Consider the following 20,620-nt stretch of genomic DNA (forward strand, 5'->3'; position numbering starts at 1 on the left):
AGTGTTACCCCAGCCGGGCCGACCGTCCCTGGATCAGTTCACCGGCATAAAGGCGGGTTTCCGGTTCCATCTCTGGCGTTTCGATGCGTTCCATCAGCATCTGTACCGCCGCCTCCGCCATCCGTCGCACCGGCTGGCGGATGGTGGTCAACTCATGGGAAAGCCAGCGGGATGCGCCGGCACCGTCGAAGCCGACGATGGAGACATCCGCCGGCACCGAAAGCTTGTGATGATAACGGGCCGCATCCATAGCCCCAATGGCCATGGCATCATTGGCACAGATCAGCGCCTCGGGCGGGCTGCCAAGGTCAGCGACCAGTTGGCTGAATGCATCCCGGCCGCTGTCATAGGCGTAGGTGCCGCGGGCCTGTGCCACCGAGACGATGCCGTGATGGCGCAGGCGCGCCAGCGCGCTCTCCATACGCTCGACACTGACCGCACTGTCCGGGGGGCCGCTGATCAGACCGAATCTTTGGTGACCGGCCTTGATCAGCCGATCCACAAGCCGGCGCTCCCCATCGGCGTGATCGACACTGACGGCGGTGACGGCACAGCCAGGCAGCACCCGGTTGTAAAGTACCAGCGGCACACGGCGCGTGGCGAATTCCTCCACTTGTTCGGGTGATAGGCGTGCGGCACTGATCACACCGTCCACCTGATAGCGCCAAAGCTGTTCCATTGTGGCCCCGATCTCCGCCTCACTTTCCAAGGCGAAGAGCAGGACACGGGACCCGGCGGCCGAAATGCGCCGTGACAGTTCGAACAGCACCTCTGGATAGTTCAGGTTGGTCGACTGCCCGATCATCAGACCGACCAGGTCGGATCGCCGGGTGATCAGGCTGCGCGCAATGGCGTTGGGCTGGTAACCCAACTGGGCCGCGACCTCCATAACCCGCTGGCGCACATCCTCGGAGATGCTGGCACCGGCAGTGAAGGCGCGGCTGACAGAACTCTGGCTGACATTGGCCAGACGTGCCACGTCATAGGATGTGGCTCGCCGATTGCCCATGTCCGGTTGCGGCTCAGGTGCCGCCGCGTTGGGTTTTGGTTTAGGCGGCCTCCCGGCCATGTCGCGCCACCCTGATATCTGCCTGCGCCTTATGCCCGGCGAAGCCCTCAAGCGCACAAAGACGCGAGCAGTATTCCCCGATCAGGACCGAGGCTTCCGGCGTGAGGACGCGCTGGTAGGTGCAGGTCTTCATGAATTTGCCTACCCAGAGACCACCGGTGTACCGCGCCGCCTTGCGAGTGGGAAGGGTGTGATTGGTGCCAATCACCTTGTCGCCATAGGAAACATTGGTCAGGGGCCCCAGGAACAGGGCACCATAGTTGGTCATGTTGGCCAAAAAGTAATCCGGATTGCGGGTCATAACCTGCACATGCTCGGACGCGATATCGTCTGCGATGCGCACCATCTCCGCCTCATCCGCCGCCAGGATCACCTGACCATAGACTTCCCAGGCCTTTCCGGCGATGGGGGCGGTGGGCAACGTCTGAAGCTGGCGTTCGATGGCGGCAATCGTATCATGCGCCAGTTTTTCCGAATTGGTCAGCAACACGGCCGGGCTGTTATAGCCATGTTCGGCCTGACCAAGCAGGTCGGTGGCGCACAGTTCCCCGTCCACACTTTCATCGGCAATCACCAGGGTTTCAGTGGGGCCGGCCAGCAGGTCGATGCCAATGCGGCCGAACAGCTGCCGCTTGGCTTCTGCGACAAAGGCATTGCCCGGACCAACAATCATGTCGACAGGGGCAACGCTTGCCGTGCCGATACCCATGGCACCAATCGCCTGGACCCCACCAAAGCTGTAGATTTCATCAGCGCCGGCCATGTCCATCGCCACAACAATGGCGGGGTTTGGCTTGCCCTGATAGGGCGGGGCGCACGCCACCACCCGCTTCACGCCGGCGACCTTGGCTGTCACCACGCTCATATGCGCCGAGGCCACCAGGGGATACTTGCCGCCGGGAACATAGCAACCGACCGAATTAACCGGCAGGTTCTTGTGCCCCAGCACAATGCCGGGCAGCGTTTCAACCTCCACATCGCGCAGCGCATCACGCTGCACCTGTGCGAAGTTGCGGATCTGGGTCTGGGCGAAGCGGATGTCGGCGATGGTCTGTTCCGAAAGGGCGGCGTAGCAGGCGTCAATCTCTGCTCGGCTGAGGCGGAAGCTCTCGGGCGACCAATTGTCGAACTTCTCGGAATAGCGACGGACGGCTGCATCGCCTTCCGTAGTGATCTCCGCCAGGATGCCCTCAACCGTGGCCCTGACCTTGGCGTCATCCGACGCCACCATCTCCGGCTCCGCTCCGCGCTTCAGCCAACGCGCCATGTTCCATCCTCCCGGCAATGATTGGGTAACCAAATTCAGAAGTGACCCTAAAATCTTTTGCATTCGAATGCAATTGATAAATCGACAAGGAATTGGCAAAAAATAGACATAACCGGAACGCCGATTCCGGTATAGGATGCTGATAATGTCCTGAATGCTGCATTCGTACCCAGTGTTATCATGCCTGAAGGAGCCTGAAGATGTCTGTCCTGCCTGATCCGTTTGCCGCCTTTTCCCTGGAAGGTCGCGTGGCCCTGGTGACAGGGGCTGGCAAGGGCATTGGACGGGCGGCGGCCCTGGCGCTGGCCCAGGCGGGCGCGCAGGTCATTGCCGTGGCGCGCACTGGCACCGACCTGGCCGAATTGGCGGCGGAAGCGCCGGCGGGCCGCGTGGAGGGGTGGGAAATGGACGCCACAGCGCCCGCGTTTCTGGATCGCATCCGCGCGCTTCCGGGGCTCGACATACTGGTCAACAATCTGGGCATTAACCGGCCGCTGCCCTTCACTGAGGTGCCGGTGGAAACGCTGGATGCGATGTTGAGCGTGAATGTCCGCACGACCTTCCTGGTTTCCCAGGTCGCGGTGGATGCGATGCGGCGGGGCGGCCGGGGCGGGGCGGTGATCCAGGTGTCATCGCAGATGGGGCATGTCGGTTCTCCCCGCCGCACTGTCTATTGCATGACAAAGCACGCTTTAGAGGGGTTGACCAAGGCCATGGCTGTGGAACTGGCCCCCGAGGGCATCCGTGTCAACAGCGTCTGCCCCACCTTCATCGAAACGCCACTGACCGCCCCCATGCTGGCGGACCACAGTTTCCGCGAGTTCGTCCAATCACGTATCCCGCTTGGCCGGGTTGGCCGGGTCGGGGAAGTAGCCCCGGCCATCCTGTTCCTGGCAAGCCCGGCCGCCAGCCTGATCACGGGAGCCGCCCTCATGGTCGATGGCGGCTGGACAGCGCAGTAGGTTGGGTCTGTCGCTGACCCACCAGGACGGCCAAATGCTTACAGCGGCATTCATGTGCCTGAAAAGCCGCTCCGTCGTCAGGTCGGCACGTCGGCTCGCAGGGTCGATATTCTATTAAATCAATGCAGTAAGCTTACTATAATGCCGGTCAAGGCGAGCCCCCGCATCCAATTAAGCCCCTGAAAGACAACGTCTTTCAGGGGTTTTTGCTGTCCGAAAACACCACCCCAAAACATCGCCTAGCGTACGCGTCCGGTGTGAACCGCCTTGCGGTGTGTGCGGGATAGCTGGGAGTCTTTGCGTAAGCGCGATAGCGCGGACGCAAACGAGTGGCAAACGTGATGGCTTATCAGCGGCTGGAGGTTTTGACGGGCACGGAGCGGCGTCGGAAGTGGTCGGATGCGGAGAAGGTCCGGCTGGTTGAGGCGGCGTTCAGGCCCGGCATTGTGGTCCAGGATGTTGCCCGGCGGTTCGGGGTCCACGAGAGCCTGCTATACCGGTGGCGCCGACAATTGGGCGTATCGGTTTCGCCGGTCGATAGCCCGGTTCCGGTGTTCGCGCCGGTTCGGCTGTCCCCTGTGGATGAGCCGATGACCATGCCGGTCGCGGAGGCGGCGATGCCGGCCCCCACCCCCCCCCCACGGCATCGGTCGCGGAGATCTCGGTGTTTCTGCCCGGCGGGGTCGAGGTGCGGCTGCGCGGGTCAGTGGATCTGGCGCTGGCCAGGGCAGTGATCCGGGCGGCCGGAGGGGCGGGATGATCCCGATCCCGCCGGGGGTGCATGTGTGGCTGGCGACGGGGCGGACGGACATGCGCAAGGGGTTCGACAGCCTTGCCCGGCAGGTGCAGGAGGTTCTTGGGCGCGATCCCCATGGCGGTCACCTGTTCGTCTTTCGTGGCCGCCGCGGCGATCTGGTGAAGGTCATCTGGCATGACGGCCAAGGCGCCTGCCTGTTCACCAAGCGCCTGGAGCGCGGCCGGTTCATCTGGCCGTCGGTGGTGGACGGGGCGGTGACGCTGAGCCCGGCCCAGTTGGGCTATCTGCTGGAAGGGATCGACTGGCGGCTGCCGCAGCACACGGCCCGGCCCGAACGGGCGGGCTGAAAAGCTGCAGACAAGACGGCGTGGGCATGATTCAATGACCCCATGTCCAGCCCCAATCCTCCCGCCCAAGCTGCCGACAACCTGCCTGCCGATCTGGCGGCGGCCCATGCGCTGATCCTGGCATTGCAGGGGGAATTGGCGAGGGCGCGCCAACAGGCCGGTGAACGGGCGATCGAGATCGAACGGCTGCGTCTGGCTCTGGCCAAGGCCCGGCGGGAGCTTTACGGCCAATCCTCCGAGCGGGGCCGGCTGCTGGTGGAGCAGTTGGAACTGCAACTGGAAGAGTTGGAGGAGACCAGCGCCGAAAACGAGGTGGCCGGCGAACTCAGCACGCCCGCCCCCGCCCTTGCCGTCACACCGCGCAAACCGGCCCGGCGGCCGCTGCCGGAGGCGCTGCCACGGGAGCGGATCGTGCATCCGGGGCCTTGTGTCTGCGACCGCTGCGGCGGCGATACCTTGCGCAAGATCGGCGAGGATGTGCTGGAAAGCCTGGAATGCGAACCCCGCCGCTGGAAGGTGGTGCAGCATGTGCGGGAGAAATTCGCCTGCCGGTCCTGCGAGGCGGTGAGCCAGGCGCCGGCACCCTCCCATCCGATCCGGCGCGGGCGGGCCGGGCCGGACCTGCTGGCCATGGTGCTGGCCGGGAAATATGCCCAACATCTGCCGCTGCACCGGCAGAGTGCCGCCTATGCCCGGGAAGGGATCGACCTGGACGTTTCCACTCTGGCCGACTGGGTCGGCGCGGCGGCGGCAACCCTGGCCCCGCTGGTGGCGGCGATACGCTCCCACGTTCTGGCGGCTGATCGTTTCCATGGCGATGACACGCCGGTACCGGTTCTGGCCAAGGGCAAAGCCGCCACCGGCCGACTATGGGTCTATGTGCGGGACGATCAGCCGTTCGGTGGCAGCGATCCGCCCGCCGCCCTCTACCATTATGCCCGCACCCGTGCCGGCGAACATCCGCAGCGCCACCTGGCCGGCTGGGCCGGAATATTCCAGGCCGACGCCTACAGCGGCTATGCCGGCCTCTACGATCCCGCCCGCAAGCCCGGTCCCCTCCAGGAGGCCGGATGCTGGAGCCATGTCCGCCGTCGGTTCTTTGACCTGGCCAAGGATGGCAAGTCGCCCCTGGCAGCCGAGGCCGTGAAGCGCATCGACGCGTTGTTCGCCATCGAGCGGACCATCAACGGCCGCGCCATCGCGGAACGTGCCGAAACCCGCCAGGAGAAAAGCCGTCCCCTGATCGACGATCTGGAGCGATGGCTGCGCCACGCCAGTGCCCGCCTGTCGCCCAAGTCGGATCCTGCCAAGGCCATGGACTATGCCTTGAAACGTTGGCAAGCGATGACCCGGTTCCTGGAGGACGGGCGCATCTGCCTGTCGAACAATGCCGCCGAACGCGCCTTGCGTGGCATCGCCGTCGGACGCCGGAATTGGACCTTCTGCGGTTCCGATGCCGGCGGCGACAGGGCCGCCGCCATCTACACCCTCATCGAGACCGCAAAGCTCAACAACGTCGATCCCCAAGCCTGGCTCGCCGACACCCTCGCCCGCATCCATGATCATCCCGCAAAGGCCATCGCCGACCTCTTGCCATGGAACTGGAAGGCAAAGGCCTGAATGGGTCTACGCCGGATGCTTACCGCCTAGCTACCATATAGCTACCAAATGAAAGTGAAAATGAGCGTAGGTGGCGCCATACGGGGCCGCCCCCCGCGCTCATTTGACGAGGCTCCAGAAGCCCAGCTTGCGGCCATGGGCCTTTTTGATCTGCTCGCGGTAGCGGACATGGTCGGGCAGGGACTGCCAGTCGGTGACCTGTTGCGCCAGCCGGTCGAGGTGGCCCAGATACTTCGCCCCATGCCCATAAGCAGGTGATTTGGCGCGGGTGTCAATCAGCATTGAAGTTTGACCCTGTATAGGCGTCGAAAGTTGACCCCTTTGATTTGTGTTTGGCGGTCGTGCAGGTAGTCCATAGGAGGGACCCGCGCGCGGCGCGGCGTGCCCCCACGAGGCTGACGCGGCGCCGCGCGCGGGAGGAACCTGTGGGCCCACCTGTGCGATCCGCCAGGGGTGGGGGTCCGGGGGCGGGGATCAGGCGCGGTTCTTGAACCGCCAGCTGTCATTGCCGGTTTCGACAATGTCGCAATGATGGGTGAGCCGGTCGAGCAGCGCCGTGGTCATCTTGGCATCGCCGAACACGTTGGGCCATTCGCCAAAGGCCAGGTTGGTGGTGACGAGGACGGAGGTCTGTTCATAGAGGCGGCTGATCAGGTGGAACAGCAACTGGCCGCCGGATTGGGCGAACGGCAGATAGCCCAGTTCATCCAGCACGACGAGGTCGAGCCTGGCGAGATGGTCGGCGATGCGGCCCTGCCGCCCGCCCCTCGCCTCGGCATCGAGACGGTTGACCAGATCGACGACGGTGTGGAACCGGACCCTGGCGCCGCCACGGATGCAGGACCGGGCGATTGCGATGGCGAGGTGGCTCTTGCCGGTTCCGGTTGATCCAACCGCATTCTGCCCATTCACAGGGCGAAGTGGTGATGGTCCATTATCGATTTCATCCCCGGCACGGTGAGCGGCTTGTCGTCTGGCGCCGTCATCGTTTCCGCGGCGTTGTCATGCTGGTCGTTCAACAGCCGGATGGGACGATGACGCACATTCCGGAATGGATGTGTTCGCCGCCCGCGGCCGCCCTGGATATGGCGGAACAACCTCACCTGAGCCTCGTCGCGTTGCGGATCCTGCGTCTGGAGATCGACGCTGTCTTATCGTCGCTCATGGAAACGAGCGACGGAGAGCGGCATGACCAGAGACAGACGTCCTGTTCAACACGAATTGTTCGGGGCCCCGCCGGTGCCCGCGCGCCGAATGGCGCCGGAGGAGAGCCGGGAACTGATCATGCTTCTGGCGACGCTTCTATTGGAGGTGGTACGGTCGCCGGTTCCACAAGAGGTGGGCGATGAATAAGGTCACGCCTGATCATCTGTCCCGGCGCGCCTACATCTATGTTCGGCAGTCGACCCAGGACCAGATCCTGCATAATCATGAGAGCCGTCGGCGGCAGTACGGCCTTACCAGCCGGGCCCGCCAGTTGGGTTGGGAGGATGCAGAGGTCATTGATGACGATCTCGGTCGATCGGGCGGTGGCATTGCACGCCCTGGATTCGAGCGTCTGCTTGTGGCCATCTGTGAGGGGCGTGTTGGCATCGTGCTGGCGGTCGAGGCCTCACGCCTCGCCCGCAACGGCCGGGACTGGCACACGCTGTTGGAGTTCTGCGGGCTGGTTGGCTGCCTGCTTGCCGACGAAGACGGTATCTACGATCCGCGCCATCCCAATGACCGCCTATTGCTGGGCATGAAGGGCACGATGAGCGAGATGGAACTATCCATCCTGCGCCAGCGTTCACTTGAGGCGTTGCGCCAGAAGGCCCGGCGCGGTGAGCTATTCCTGAACGTCGCTGTGGGTTACGTGAAGGTTCGGCACGATCGCATCGCCATGGATCCGGACCTCCGCGTGCGCGAGGCAATCGGCCTAGTATTCCGGAAGTTCGCCGAGTTTCAAAGCGTCCGTCAACTGCACCTCTGGCTACGGCAAGAGGACATCAGGCTGCCGGCGACGGAATACAGCGAGTTCGGCTGCCGAACGATCTGGAAGTTGCCGGTCTACAACACGGTGCGCAATATGCTGGCCAACCCCGTCTATGGCGGGGCTTATACGTTCGGCCGGACTGGTAGCCGTGTGACGGTGGCGCAGGGCCGTAAGCATGTGGTCCGCGGGTTCCGACGGGATCAGGCGGATTGGGAGGTGTTGATCCTGGATCATCACGAGGGTTACATCTCGTGGGCCGAATATGAGAGGAACCAGCGCCTGATCGCCGACAATGCCAATAGCAAGGGCCTGATGACACGTGGCTCTGTCCGCCGGGGGGACGCTTTGCTGCCGGGTTTGCTGCGCTGTGGCCACTGCGGCCGCCGGGTGCATGTCTCCTATAGCGGCACGGAGGGGTTCTGTGTCCGCTACAACTGCCGTGGCGCCCATCTCAACCATGGGACCGAGCGCTGCATCTCGTTTGGTGGGCTGCGGGTGGATGCGGCAGTTGCGGCGGAAGTCCTGCGGCACCTGGCACCCCTTGGGATTGAGGCGGCCCTGGAAGCAGTTGCGCGCTCCCGCACTGAGGTCAGCGACCGCTACCGGCATTTGGAACTGGCCATTGCCCAGGCGCGCTACGAGGCTGACCTCGCGCGGCGCCAGTACGATGCCGTCGATCCCGGCAATCGTCTCGTCGCCGGAGAACTGGAACGGCGCTGGAATGACCGTCTCGTCGATGTCGCTCGACTTGAAGATCAACTGACTGGTCAACCGGGCGATGATGCGGATGCGCTCACTGAGCAAGAGAAAGCACATCTCATGGCTCTGGGCCGCGATCTGGACGCCGCCTGGAACCATCCAGCCGCGACTGCGGAAACCCGTAAGCGCATCGTCCGCACCGCCATTCATGAAATCATCGTCAAGCTTGAGGATGAACGCATCAATCTGGTCATTCACTGGGCGGGTGGTGATCATACCCGTTTAACCGTGCCGAAGAACCGGCCCGGGCACCATCGCTGGATCGGCGATCCTGAAACTGGCGACCTGATCCATCGTCTGGCGCGTCAGCAACCTGATGCCGCCATTGCGTCGATCCTGAACCGGATCGGCAAACGGACCGGCCGAGGGAATACATGGACAGAGGTACGTGTCCGTGGATATCGCAACGATCATGGGATCGCAGTATTCAAGCCGGGGGAAATGGCCGAGCGCGGCGAGTTGACGCTGGAGGAGGCTGCCGACAGGTTGAATGTCAGCAAGATGACAGTCCTGCGTCTGATAAGCGCCGGCACCATCCATGGCTATCAGGCCTGCAAAGGGGGGCCTTGGGCGATCCCAGCACATCAACTCTCCGCTCTGCCGTCCCCGTTGCGCCCCCAAAGCCGCCCGGTAACGCCAGATCCCAATCAGATTTCCTTGGAACTTCAATGACGTAGAAAGGTGGGCATTATGAGACCCGATCAGTGCCGCCGACCAGCACGACGTTGCGCTGCTCGGCCAGGAACGATCCGGTGGCCAGGTCGCGGATCAGCGCCTCGTTGACCGGCGTGCCGGAGAAATCGAACTGGGCCAGGTCCTTGGCCAGCGGCAGGCGGGCGATGGTCATCTGGTACTTGATCGACCGCGCCTCCTTCTCGGCGATCTCGGCCTTCAGCAGTTCGCCGATGATGCGGGGCACGGGGTATTGCCGCTTGAGCCCGTCGGCGATCACCTCGTCAAAGGCGGCGCGCATGCCGGTGAGTTTCAGCGTGCCCATGATCTCCAGGATTTCATGACGCTCCATTGACCGTTCTCCGCAGGCTGTCATACCGCCCGCAATCGGCCACCGGTGCATGCCGGAGGGTCAGGGCGGCGGGGGTGAGGATGCTGACGGGGTTGGGCGGCTCCCGACGTCGGGACAGGATGTTCAGCACCACGTCGCTGGAATGCACCCCGTTGTGCAGGGCCTCGGCACAGGCCACCTCCACGGCGGCCAGCCCGTCAGTCAGCACGGCAGCCAGGATATCCACCATTTGCCGGTCGCCATCGGCGGAGCCGGCCAGCCTGGCCCGGATCCGGCCCAGGCTGCCGGGCAAGGCCCAGTCCTTGAACGGCGCCCCGTTGCGCAGCGCTCCCGGCTTGCGGGCCAGGACAGGCACATAATGCCAGGGATCGTAGACCGTCCCGCCCCGGCCGAACTGCCTCGGGTGATCGGCCACCAAGGCGCCGTCCTGTCGGATCAGTATCCGCTCCGCATAAGCATGCACCTCCACCGGCCGGCCGACGGCGCGCGCCTGAACGGAATATTTGTTGTTGTCGAACCGGACCAGACAGGTTCGCGATACCGAGGCTGGATTGCTGTGGAACCCGTCGAACGGTCCGGCATAGGCCACCAGATGCGGCCTCTCGGCCTCGAACATCTCCCATACCGTCCGATCACCCAGTTCCGGATGGCGATGCGCCCGGGCATGGGAGACGCAGCGGTCCAGCAGCCAGGCATTCATCTCCGCGTAGGTCTTGAACCGTAGCCGCGGTGTAAAGAACCGCTCCCGCACCAGGCCGACCTGGTTCTCCACCTGGCCTTTCTCCCAGCCCGCCGCCGGCGTGCAGGCGACCGGTTCCACCAGATAATGCGCGCACATCTGGGCAAAGCGGCGGTTGAACACCCGCTCCTTGCCCAGGAACACCGTATCCACGGCTGTGCGCATGTTGTCGTAGATGCCCCGCGTGCAGGTTCCCCGGAAAAAGGCGAAGGCCCGGTCATGGGCATCAAACACCATCTCCTGCGTCTCGCGCGGATAGGCCCGCACGAAGAACATCCGGCTATGGCAAAGACGCACATGCGCCACCTTGACCGTCGTCGTTGCTCCGTTCAGCACCACGATCTCGTGGCTCCAGTCGAACTGGTAGGCCTCACCCGGTGCGAAACTCAGCGGTACATAGGCATCGACGCTGCGGGATACCCGGCCCTCGCGCCACCGGCGTGCATAGCGGCGAACCGCATCGTAGCTGCCGGCGTAACCAAGCGCCCGCAACTCCTCATAGACCCGGATCAGTGTCAGCCGTTCCCGCGCTGCCTTGGCCTCGTTCGCCAACAGCATGCGGTCCAGCTCACCGATCCATTGTCCCAGCCGCGGCCGGGGCTGCACCGTCCGCTCATACTCAAAGGCAGTCGCCCCAGAGCGCAGAACCTTCCGCACCGTGTTCCGCGATACACCAAGGTCCCGGGCGATCTCCTTGATCGCCTTGCCCTTGACCAGAAACTCACGCCGGATCCGTCCGACTGTCTCCACGATCAGCATCCCCCAGCCCGCCCAGATCGGTTCCCCATCCGGGCAGTCCAACAGTCATAAACACGGGGGTCAAAGTTGGACGCCTACGACCCCAACAACGGGGTCACTTTTCCACGCCGGGTAACAACCTCGGTGACCAGTTGAGTGGGTACCGTGTCCGCCTGCGCCAGTATATCTATGCATGCAGGGAGAAGGGTGGTGGCCCAAAATTGACGAAGTTTGCTACCAGGGAAGAAGGCGTGTGGACAACAATTAGTTAAATCAATGTCGTAAGTTTGCTATGACCTCGGCCACGGCAAGCCCCCGCATCCAATTAAGCCCCGTAGCCTCAATAGGTTACGGGGCTTTTTGCTGTCCAGCGCGCAGAAGCAGAGCAGGTCAAAATAAATACGGCACGGATAAACAGCACTGATGCCTAAATTGGCCCCTTCGTGACAGGAGGCGAGATTTCGGTATGCGCGATAGATATATTATTATACCAATATCTCAAAGTTCTTGTTTCGGAGCCATCCATGCCAGTTCTGCGGACCTTGGCCGGTCTTGCCATCCTGCTTGCAATCACTGGCATGGCTGCGGCTCAGGCGTTGAACCCAGTGCAAGCCAAGGATATGCGCCTGTTCCAGGAATGGCTTTCCGGACGGTTTGATAATCAGGAGCAGGTTTATTTCCAGGCGCAGGAAAAGATGAAGGCCGCCCGACCGGCCCTGCGCCGACACCTGATCCTGACCCCGGCGACGATTACGGCCTTGCCTGGGTCAGTATTTTACGTGCAACGCCATGATGGAAATGACCCTAGCGACCTCGGATGGAGGGCGCTGCTGCGCTTGGCCCCGGCACCGGACGGCGTGGCCATTGTCATGGAGTTGCATGAATTTCGTCAACCTTCAGCGGTAGCCGATGACCATCCGTTGACGACGATACCTGCCGCAGACCTGATCCAGCGGTCCGACTGCGCCCTGATCTGGCATCGGCAAGGCGAGCAGTTCACATCGCCGGGCCCGAAGGGCGCGGACTGTCCGCTGCCGGCCCTGGGCAAGGGGGAGACGGGACCGGCCCTGTTGCTGTCACCGTGGGATTTCTGGATGGTTGGAACGGACCAGACTGGCAAGCCAGGCATCAGCCACCGGCTGCGCAAGGCGCGTACATTTACTTGCTGGATGGCCATACGCACAGGCGACGGCCCGCGCGACTGGCAGATGCGTCGCAACTTGACCCTGCATGACCAGGGGGGAATGGTCTGGTTCCAGACAGACGGGACCGAACCCCGCGAGTTCGGGTTCAAAATCCGAAATATTGTCTGGCCGTCGGGTCCGCAGGAAGACAGCCTGGCTCTTTATGTTCATGAACGCGGCAATGATCGCGCCATTTCATATGCTTGGGTGGATCCTGAGGCCAAGCGTATCGGCATCAATCTGAGGCAGGTGCAGGGCAGCTGCACCTTGGCGGATCAATAATCAACGACGGCATCGGGCATCGGCAACGACCGGTGACCGGCTAGGCCCAATCCCCAACCGGGGGCCAAGGGTCCATTCAAAAAGCAAGGGGGAAGACATGAAGACGAACCTGACGACAAGGGCATTTGTGATCCTGCTTCTGACCAGTACTGCCGGTACCGCCCTGGCCCAGGTGCCGACGCCGTCAGCGCCGAAGGAGGGGGCGACGCTGGAGCTGGCGGAAATCATCGTGACGGCGCGAAAGCGCAAGGAGAACCTGCAGGACGTGCCACTAACCATTTCGGTGGTTGGTGCCGACGCGATTGCCCGCACTGGTGCCGAGAATATCAATGATCTGGCCGAGCAGACGCCTGGCCTGTCGATCAAGCCTGGTTTCGGTCGCACGGGCGGCGGTCGCCCATCGATCCGTGGCATGTCTTCCATTCTGGGTGACGCTAACGCCGCCTTCTTCGTTGATGGCGTCTATATTGCCAATAATATTAACAGTTACCAGCTGGATAATATTGAACGGGTGGAAGTGATTAAGGGACCGCAATCGGCCCTCTTCGGTCGCCAGACCTTCTCTGGTGCCATCAACTTCATCACCCGTCGTCCCACAAACGAGATGAAGGGTCAGGCCAAGCTGACGGTCGCGCAGTATGACCAGATCGAGGCGACGGGCTATATCTCCGGCCCTGTCATCGAAGACAAGCTGCTGATGGAGATCAACGCACGCAAGTATAATTTCGGTGGCGACTATGTGAATGCCGACAATGGTAAGCGCGAGTTGGGTGCTCAAAACAGCACCAATGTCGGTGGCCGTGTCCTGTTCACCCCGACCGAGAATTTTGAGGCCATTCTGTCTGTCGGGTTCAGCAAGGACCGCGACAAAGGCTATATATACGGCTTCCAGGGATCGGCCAAGAATAACTGCTATAATGCGAATGTTGTGGGTGCTATTGGCACCACACCCCGCGCCAGTAGTCGCGCCCGTGGATTCTATTGTGGTGAGGTCGAAACACTAGATAGTTACGCCTACAACAACGACGAACTGGAGGCGCTGGGCTATCACGGGCTGGAGCGCGAATTCTACCGAACCAGCTTGGCGTTGAACTATGAGTTCGACAATGACTGGAGCGTCACCTCCACCAGCGCCTTTAATCACAATGAAAGCATCACGGGTCAGGACAATACGCTGGTTCGCAGTACGGCCCCCAGCTTGTCCATCAGCGCCCGCACCCAGGAAGATTACAGCCAGGAACTGCGTGTGATGAGCCCGCAGTCGGATCGTATCCGCGGCCTGGCCGGCGTCTATTATTTCCACGACGACCAGCCCGAGGGCTATTCTGTGGTGCAGGCGACCGGTGCGCGCCAGCATTTCGACAGTAAGGACGGTGTGCGCAGCCGGTCGGCCTTTGCCATGATTGAAGGCGATGTTACCGACGATCTGACCCTGGGTGCCGAAGCCCGCTATCAGAAGGAAACGATCCAGGACACTGACGAGGTGTTGGGCGCTGCCAACGGTGCCGCTGGCAAGCCAACCAACCTGAAAAAGGCAAAATTCGACGCCTTCCTGCCGCGCTTTACGGCCCGGTACAAGGTCGACCGCGACATGACCCTGTTTGCGACGGCGGCCAAAGGTAACAAGCCCGGCGGCTTCAACAGCCTGCCAACTGACGCCCAGCCAGCGGAAGTGCAGCGTTTGCGCGATGCCGGCCTTGGGGTCTTCGACGAGGAGGGGGCCTGGTCCTATGAGGTGGGTGCCAAAGGCACAGCCTTGGATGCGGTCAATTACAGCGCTTCTGCGTTCCTGATTGATTGGACCAAACAGCAGCTGACGCGCGGCGAACCCTATATCCGCACGAACGGCACGCCCAACAGCGCTGCGTTGATTCAAAACGCGGGCAAGTCGGAGATCAAGGGTTTCGAACTGGACGTGTCCGGCAACGCAGCCGACTGGTTATTCCTGCGCTTTGCCTATACCTACGTAAATGCGGAGTTCGTGGATTTCTACGACGAGGTCACGGAAGAAATCTATGACACGGACGGTCGCGCTTCGCGTCTTGTCAACGGGCAACCGAACCCGGCTGATGTGGACGGGCTGGATGGCGATCTGAAGGGCAATAAGTTGCCGCAGACACCCAGCAACCAGTTCACCTTGACAACCCAGGTGACACAACCGCTGTCGGCGGATCTGGATTTTGTCTGGCGTACCGATTTTGCCTATGAATCCAAGCGCTTCAGCCAAGTGGACAATCTGAACCACACAGGCGACAGCCTGAATGTGAACATGAATGTCTCGGTTGAGGCCCAGGATTGGACCTTCGCCCTGTTCGCACGCAATCTACTGAATGACCGCACACCGCTTGTGGTGACACGCTTGCTGGATTTCAGCAAGCCGATCTTCCGGCCCAACCCGTTGGGGGGCAATCAGTTGACGTTCCTGCGTGACTTTGCGGTGTCGGCCCCGCGCAAGCGGCAGTTTGGCGCCAGCTTCACCTATCGCTTCTGACGGGGGACCGGAATGGCGGCGCGCAACACGCACCGGGCCTGGGGCTGGGTGACAAAGCTGCTGCACTGGGTTATGGCGGTGCTGATCATCGGCACCTCCATCCTGGTCCTGCATGTCAATGACAGTACCTGGTGGTTCAAATCGTCGGCGCCTGTGTTTCTGGAATATATCCATTGGCACAAGGCGTTCGGGTTGATCGCCTTGGTCTTGTTATTGATACGGATGGTCTGGCGGTGGCGGGGCGGACCCGCCCCCGTCCTGCCTGATGCCAGTCCGGCAGAAGAAAAGGCAGCCCTTTGGGCCCACCGATCACTTTACATCCTGATGCTGGTGGTGCCCTTGTCGGGATGGGTGGCGTCATCCGCCTTTGGCAGCCCCACAAAATTCTGGGGCCTGTTCACGGTGCCGGGTATCATTCCCACCAACAAGCCTTTGGTGGGGCCTGCCTACTGGACACATTTCATCCTGTCCTGGACTCTCCTGTCCCTGGTCGGCTTTCATGTGGTGGCAGCGTTCTGGCACCATCTGGTGCGTAAGGATGGGGTATTACGCGGCATGTGGTTTGGCCGGGGGTAGGGGTGGATGCGTTCACTCCGCCTTTTCACGGTTGAAGCTCATCGAGTAAACGAACCGGTCGGCGGGGTGGGCGCTTTCGCTTGCCAGGAAAAGAGCGCCATTGCCGTCATGGTACAGACGGCGGGTGCGCAACGCAGCGGCTCCGGGCTCGCTGCCCAGCAAAGTGGCCAGTTGATTGTCCAGAACCATGGCGCTGATCTGTTGATCAATGCGGCTGGCGGCGATGCCGAACCGCGCCTCAATGGCATCTGCGATGGTGGGCCTTGCTTCGATTTCCGCTTGAGATGGGGCGCAGTCGGCCCGGACCAGGATGCGGGTCAGGCCCACCATTGCAGTCCCTGTCCCCCGCTGTCCCCGCAATTCCTTCCAACCAGCTGGGTCCTGACCCAGGTCACGGGCAAAACCGTCGGCAGGGGCGGGGCCATAGGCCAGGATCGTCAATCGCGCATCGCGTGCATATTGCAGCAGATCCTGGAACCCGCCCAATGGCTGTACGAACAGGTTGGGAGGGGAGCTGGCGGCGACCACCGTGCCTGCGCGACGCTTACGCGTGACCAGTCCGGCCTCTGTAAGCAGGCGCAGCGCGTCTCTGGCCGTGTGGCGGGATATATCGTGGGTGGCGCACAGTTCCTGCTCTGTCGGCAGCAGGTCGCCAACCTTGTAGCTGCCGTTCGTGATGGCGGCACGAAGCATCTGCGCGATCTGCTGATAACGCGGGGTGGCGCTGCTTGTCAAAATATTGTCGTCCCTTACTGGCGCCGCATCTGCTTCCAGGCGCTGGAAAGGCTGTCCCGGTGGGCCGGGTCAGCAATAGAAATCAAGGCCATGGCACGGGCATCCTCGTCAAGGCCGCGCAGGTCGGCGAGGCCCTGTTCGGTAACAACAAGACCAACATCGCAGCGCGGAATGGTGATGGCTGGCGCCATCAACCGGGGCACGATCCGTGACAGCACCCCGCTGCGCGCCGTCGATACCAGCGCGATGATTGGCAGCCCGCCCGGCGACATCCGGCTGCCGCGCAGGAAATCCAGTAACCCACCACCGCCCGACACGGCTTTCTCACCAATGAATTCGGCATTGGCCTGGCCGAACAGGTCCACTTCAATCACCGAGTTAATGGCGATCAGCCGCGGGATGGCAGCCAGGGTGCGGATATCATGAGTGTACCCGACGGGCCGGAAACGCACGCGCGGATCGGATGCGACGGCGTCATAAAGCGCCGGCGAACCAAGGGCCACACCCGTCGTCACCGCGCCCGGCCCATCCGCCAGCACATCCTGCGACAGCAGCGGCAGCAGCGGGTCAGACACCATGCCCGCATGCAACCGGATATCACGCAGTCCCGACAGATTGGCCAGCATGGCCAACTGTACCTTGCCCAAGCCGAATTGCAGCGTATCGCCATCACGCAGCAGGGTACGGATATGGCCAGCGATGGCAGCAAACGCGCTGTCCAGCGTCACTGGCCCGACGGTCAGCAGCGGGTGGTCGGCTTCCACCACCGCATCGGCATCGGCAAGCTTCAGGCATGGGCCATCAATCGGTACCGGCATCTGCGGGTTGATCAGCAGCATCCGATGGCAGGCCCGCATCCAAGCGGCGGGTGTGAAGTCCGCCGCGAGACCCAAGGAGCAGTCCCCCTTATGGTCCGGTGGGGCAACCATGGCGACCGCGACATCGGCTGCCGCCCTTTCGAGCCGAACGTAGCTGGCCGTATAAGTCTCCGGCACGATGCGCAGGCGTCCGGCGGCGGCACTGTCCTGCCAATCCGGGCTGGCAAACGTGGCTTCACCACGCGCCGCCGGGTGCAGGCCGGCCCAATCCAGCGGATTGACGCCAGGTATCCAGATGCCATGAAAAATCAGACCTGCGGCTTTGTCCGGCCTGGTGCGAAAGGCATCGAACAGGGCCGTTGGCTGACCCGAACAACCGGCGACATAGACGCGCCCGCCCCGCCCGGCCTTTGCCGCGATCCAGGCCGGAGCCTCCGCCAGGGTGATTTTTTGCATGCCCACGCCTTTCCGATCTTCCCAGCCAAGCTGGAACCATGATACAGAAAATATGTCCGGACAAATAGAGGCATCATGTCACTGATTGCACAGTTTGCCGATCATCTGCATCGCCCGGTTCCGACCACGCTTCGTCGGCGCGCAGCTTTACATCTTTTGGACTGGGCTGGCTGCGCGGTTATCGGTGCAACGACCCCGGTGTCGCGGCTGTTGTCCAACATACTGTTGACAGCACCGCAGGGACCCTGTGCCGTTATCGGGCGGGCGGATGGTGTGGGGCCAGAGGCCGCCGCCCGCTATATGGGTGCCCTTGGCAACATCTATGAAATGGACGATGTGGATAAACGGGCGCGTTTGCATCCCGGTCCTGTTGTGATCCCCGCCGCCTTGGCCGCGGCACAGGCCAACGGTGCGGATGCAGAGGCGCTGCTGACTGGCATCGTCCGCGGGTATGAGGCGATGGTGCGCCTCGGCCGCGCATTGGGCGACGCGCATTACCGGTACTGGCACAGCACCGCCAGCTGCGGCACCATCGGGGCGGCTGTTGCCGTCGCCTCCATCTTGGGTATGGATCGCGACGCCACAGGTCACGCTGTTGCACTGGCTGTGACCCGGACGGGTGGGCTGTGGGAGACGCGCAATGATCCGCGTTCCCACGCCAAGCAGGTGCATAATGCCATGGCGGCAGGCGATGGCTGGCTGGCCGCCGTGATGGCTGCTGGTAGCCTGCGCGGGCCCGGCGGCATCCTGGATGGCAAGGAGGGGCTGTTCGCCGCTACCGCCGGTAATGCCGATCCGTCCTTGATCCTTTCCGGTGCCACAAGGGACGGCTGGTGCCTGAGCGATATCAGCCTGAAGCCCTGGCCCGCGTGCCGACATGCCCATCCTGTGATTGATGCCGCCCTGGCGCTTCTGGACCGGCTGGGACAGACGCGACTGCTGCCGGGGCAGGTGTCATCCATCGGCATCCAGACCTATGGCGACGCCCTGCGCTTCTGTGACCGGCCCGTGCCGGGCACCGTGATAGAGGCGAAATTCTCGTTGCAGCATTCTGTTGCCGTTACCCTGCTGGGGGGGCCACCGCCCTTATCCGCGTTCGAACCGGCCGCCATTGCCGATCCTGACACCGCAGCGCTTCGGACGAAGGTAAAGGTGGCGGTGGGGGAACCTTATGAAAGCCGTTATGCAGCCCGCTTCGGTGCGCGGCTGGCCGTGACCCTGTCCGATGGTACCTTACTGGTGCAGGAGCAGGACGACGCCCTGGGCGATCCGGAGAACCCGCTACCGGACGACCGCGTGGCTGCCAAGGCCAATACCCTGATGCGGGCGGCCGGCATGTCGGTGAATGAGGTCGACCGATTGACCGAAGAATGCCTTTCACTCGCCGATGATGGGCCGGTACGGCTTTCCTGGCCCGTGCGGATAGGGGAGGGCGTGCAATGAATACAGCCTCTGAAATCCTGGTACGCCACGCGCTGTCGGTAGAATGGGACGCGTTGCCGGATGCGGCGCAGGTGGCGGCCCGAACGTTCCTTCTGGATACGCTTGGCGTCGGTATTGCGGGCGCTCAAGCGGCTTTTGCTGATACTGTCGCGGCGGCTGCGCGCGGCTGGGCCGGTAACGGCCCTGCGCCGATCCTGGGACGTGCCATGACGGTCAGCGGACCGCAGGCAGCCTTCATCAACGCCTATCAAATCCATGCCCAGGAATTTGATTGTGTGCATGAAGGTGCTGTGGTGCATCCGCTGGCCACTATTCTGTCGGCCCTGATGGCCGATACGGCGCGGTTGCCAGGGCAGGTCAAGGGGACCGATTTCGGGGCGGCGCTGGTCGCAGGCGTGGATATCGCTGCGACCCTGGGCCTTGCCGCCAAGACGCCGCTGAAATTCTTTCGCCCCGCGACGGCGGGTATTTTCGGCTGCGTTGCAGCCCTATCCCGTCTGCGCCGGCTGGAACCTCCCGTGGCTATCAGCGCCTTTGGTCATGCCCTGGCCTTTGCATCCGGCACGATGCAGGCCCATGTGGAGGGCAAGCCCGGTCTGCCGCTTCAGATCGCACATGCGGCCCAGGCCAGCCTGATGGCCCTTGACCTTGCCGTCGCCGGCCTTCCGGGTACGGATGGCAGCATCGACGGGCCCTTCGGCTATCTGACCTTGTTTGAGACGGCGTCGGATCTACAGCCGCTGCTGGCGCGTCTGGGACGGGACTGGCGAATTGCAGAGGTCAGCCACAAGCCGTTCCCTACGGGCCGTGCAGCGCACGGCGCGATCGTGGCGACACAGGCCCTGATGCGTGATCACGGTGTAACGCCCGCCAATCTGGACCGGCTGACCTACACGGCCCCGCCGCTGATCCACAGGTTGGTCGGACGGCCGCTGCCTGAATATCCAGCGGCCATGACAGCCAATTATGCACGCCTGTGTTTTGCCTGGCTTGGGGCGGTTGTCCTGACGCGCGGCACGGTCGGCCTCTCGGATTTCGCGGAAGGACGGCTGACCGACCCCAGCCTGCATGCGCTGGGCGCGCGCATCCGTGTGGTCGCCGACGCCAACCCTGACCCCGCTGCCTTTACCCCCGCTATGGCGGAGGCTTTGTTGACCGATGGCCGTCTCGTGCAGGTGCGTGTCGACAGCCAATTAGGCAGCCCTGGCAGCCCCCTCAGCCGTGAACAGCATCTGCGAAAGTTCCGTGCTTGCCTGGACTTTGCCGGGTCGTCCCCCCTGGCCGACCCGTTGATCAAGGCCATTGATGATTTGCATGAACAGCAAGACATGGCCGCGCTGCTGCGCCGTGCCGCCGGCCTTGCCGGATAGACCACAGG

The 20,620-nt window shown here is 62.8% G+C and carries 16 protein-coding genes and 2 pseudogenes; 10 read left to right on the forward strand and 8 right to left on the reverse strand.

The annotated features are described in order from the left end of the window. Positions 1-4: 4 nt before the first annotated feature. Entirely contained in the window at positions 5-1,009 is a 1,005-nt protein-coding gene (locus C0V82_RS13695) for a LacI family DNA-binding transcriptional regulator (RefSeq protein WP_158659924.1), read from the reverse strand. Between the two features lie 40 nt (positions 1,010-1,049). Next, on the reverse strand, positions 1,050-2,336 hold the full coding sequence (gene hisD / locus C0V82_RS13700) for a histidinol dehydrogenase (protein WP_102112777.1): 1,287 nt from the start codon (positions 2,334-2,336) through the stop codon (positions 1,050-1,052). A 200-nt stretch (positions 2,337-2,536) separates the two neighbouring features. Here hisD and C0V82_RS13705 point away from each other — a divergent pair, with 200 nt between their 5' ends. The 4 genes from C0V82_RS13705 (at position 2,537) to tnpC (ending at position 6,022) form a co-directional block, all read left to right on the forward strand. After that, complete coding sequence (locus C0V82_RS13705; RefSeq protein WP_102112778.1) at positions 2,537-3,298, forward strand: SDR family NAD(P)-dependent oxidoreductase; 762 nt, start codon at positions 2,537-2,539, stop codon at positions 3,296-3,298. 341 nt (positions 3,299-3,639) lie between these two features. After that, positions 3,640-4,032 carry an IS66-like element accessory protein TnpA gene (tnpA, locus tag C0V82_RS27920; RefSeq protein ID WP_102112779.1) on the forward strand — a complete coding sequence of 131 codons (393 nt, stop codon included), beginning with the start codon at positions 3,640-3,642 and terminating at the stop codon, positions 4,030-4,032. Between the two features lie 22 nt (positions 4,033-4,054). Continuing rightward, positions 4,055-4,402, forward strand: a complete 348-nt coding sequence (gene tnpB, locus C0V82_RS13715) for an IS66 family insertion sequence element accessory protein TnpB (RefSeq protein WP_094453379.1) — start codon at positions 4,055-4,057, stop codon at positions 4,400-4,402. Positions 4,403-4,444: 42 nt separating this feature from the next. Next, complete coding sequence (gene tnpC, locus C0V82_RS13720; RefSeq protein ID WP_102112780.1) at positions 4,445-6,022, forward strand: IS66 family transposase; 1,578 nt, start codon at positions 4,445-4,447, stop codon at positions 6,020-6,022. Between the two features lie 99 nt (positions 6,023-6,121). On the opposite strand, the gene C0V82_RS13725 is transcribed toward tnpC, so the two are convergent. Beyond that, the gene (locus tag C0V82_RS13725; RefSeq protein ID WP_102112781.1) at positions 6,122-6,304 is read right to left on the reverse strand and encodes a DUF6880 family protein; all 183 of its coding nucleotides are present in this window, start codon (positions 6,302-6,304) and stop codon (positions 6,122-6,124) included. A 192-nt stretch (positions 6,305-6,496) separates the two neighbouring features. Continuing rightward, a pseudogene (locus tag C0V82_RS13730) lies at positions 6,497-6,991 on the reverse strand (ATP-binding protein); the annotation flags it as partial. 376 nt (positions 6,992-7,367) lie between these two features. Between C0V82_RS13730 and C0V82_RS13735 the strand changes: the two are divergent. Next, complete coding sequence (locus tag C0V82_RS13735; protein WP_102112782.1) at positions 7,368-9,428, forward strand: recombinase family protein; 2,061 nt, start codon at positions 7,368-7,370, stop codon at positions 9,426-9,428. A gap of 31 nt (positions 9,429-9,459) precedes the next feature. Here the strand turns inward: C0V82_RS13735 and C0V82_RS13740 are convergent. Both C0V82_RS13740 and istA read right to left on the reverse strand, forming a co-directional pair. Continuing rightward, positions 9,460-9,780, reverse strand: a pseudogene (locus C0V82_RS13740) (ATP-binding protein); the annotation flags it as partial. Further along, positions 9,767-11,278: an IS21 family transposase gene (istA, locus tag C0V82_RS13745; RefSeq protein ID WP_102112783.1), complete on the reverse strand. Its 1,512-nt coding sequence runs from the start codon at positions 11,276-11,278 to the stop codon at positions 9,767-9,769. The pseudogene C0V82_RS13740 and the gene istA, both read right to left, overlap by 14 nt. Before the next feature lie 422 nt (positions 11,279-11,700). Here istA and C0V82_RS13750 point away from each other — a divergent pair, with 422 nt between their 5' ends. The 3 genes from C0V82_RS13750 (at position 11,701) to C0V82_RS13760 (ending at position 15,790) form a co-directional block, all read left to right on the forward strand. After that, positions 11,701-12,723, forward strand: coding sequence for a CpcT/CpeT family chromophore lyase (locus C0V82_RS13750; protein ID WP_158659926.1), 1,023 nt, complete (start codon positions 11,701-11,703; stop codon positions 12,721-12,723). A gap of 97 nt (positions 12,724-12,820) precedes the next feature. Next, positions 12,821-15,214: a TonB-dependent receptor gene (locus C0V82_RS13755; RefSeq protein WP_102112785.1), complete on the forward strand. Its 2,394-nt coding sequence runs from the start codon at positions 12,821-12,823 to the stop codon at positions 15,212-15,214. A 12-nt stretch (positions 15,215-15,226) separates the two neighbouring features. Further along, on the forward strand, positions 15,227-15,790 hold the full coding sequence (locus tag C0V82_RS13760) for a cytochrome b (protein ID WP_102112786.1): 564 nt from the start codon (positions 15,227-15,229) through the stop codon (positions 15,788-15,790). Positions 15,791-15,802: 12 nt separating this feature from the next. Here C0V82_RS13760 and C0V82_RS13765 read toward each other — a convergent pair whose 3' ends face one another. Then, positions 15,803-16,525: a GntR family transcriptional regulator gene (locus C0V82_RS13765; protein ID WP_102112787.1), complete on the reverse strand. Its 723-nt coding sequence runs from the start codon at positions 16,523-16,525 to the stop codon at positions 15,803-15,805. Between the two features lie 14 nt (positions 16,526-16,539). After that, a complete protein-coding gene (locus tag C0V82_RS13770) occupies positions 16,540-17,799 on the reverse strand; it encodes an acetyl-CoA hydrolase/transferase family protein (protein ID WP_102112788.1) in 1,260 nt (419 codons plus the stop codon). Positions 17,800-17,874: 75 nt separating this feature from the next. Here C0V82_RS13770 and C0V82_RS13775 point away from each other — a divergent pair, with 75 nt between their 5' ends. After that, positions 17,875-19,242, forward strand: coding sequence for an MmgE/PrpD family protein (locus C0V82_RS13775; protein ID WP_102112789.1), 1,368 nt, complete (start codon positions 17,875-17,877; stop codon positions 19,240-19,242). After that, the gene (locus C0V82_RS13780) at positions 19,239-20,612 is read left to right on the forward strand and encodes an MmgE/PrpD family protein (RefSeq protein ID WP_102112790.1); all 1,374 of its coding nucleotides are present in this window, start codon (positions 19,239-19,241) and stop codon (positions 20,610-20,612) included. The genes C0V82_RS13775 and C0V82_RS13780 overlap by 4 nt, the downstream gene beginning before the upstream one ends. Positions 20,613-20,620 lie beyond the last annotated feature (8 nt).

The organism is Niveispirillum cyanobacteriorum, from assembly GCF_002868735.1.
Taxonomy (GTDB): Bacteria; Pseudomonadota; Alphaproteobacteria; order Azospirillales; family Azospirillaceae; genus Niveispirillum; species Niveispirillum cyanobacteriorum.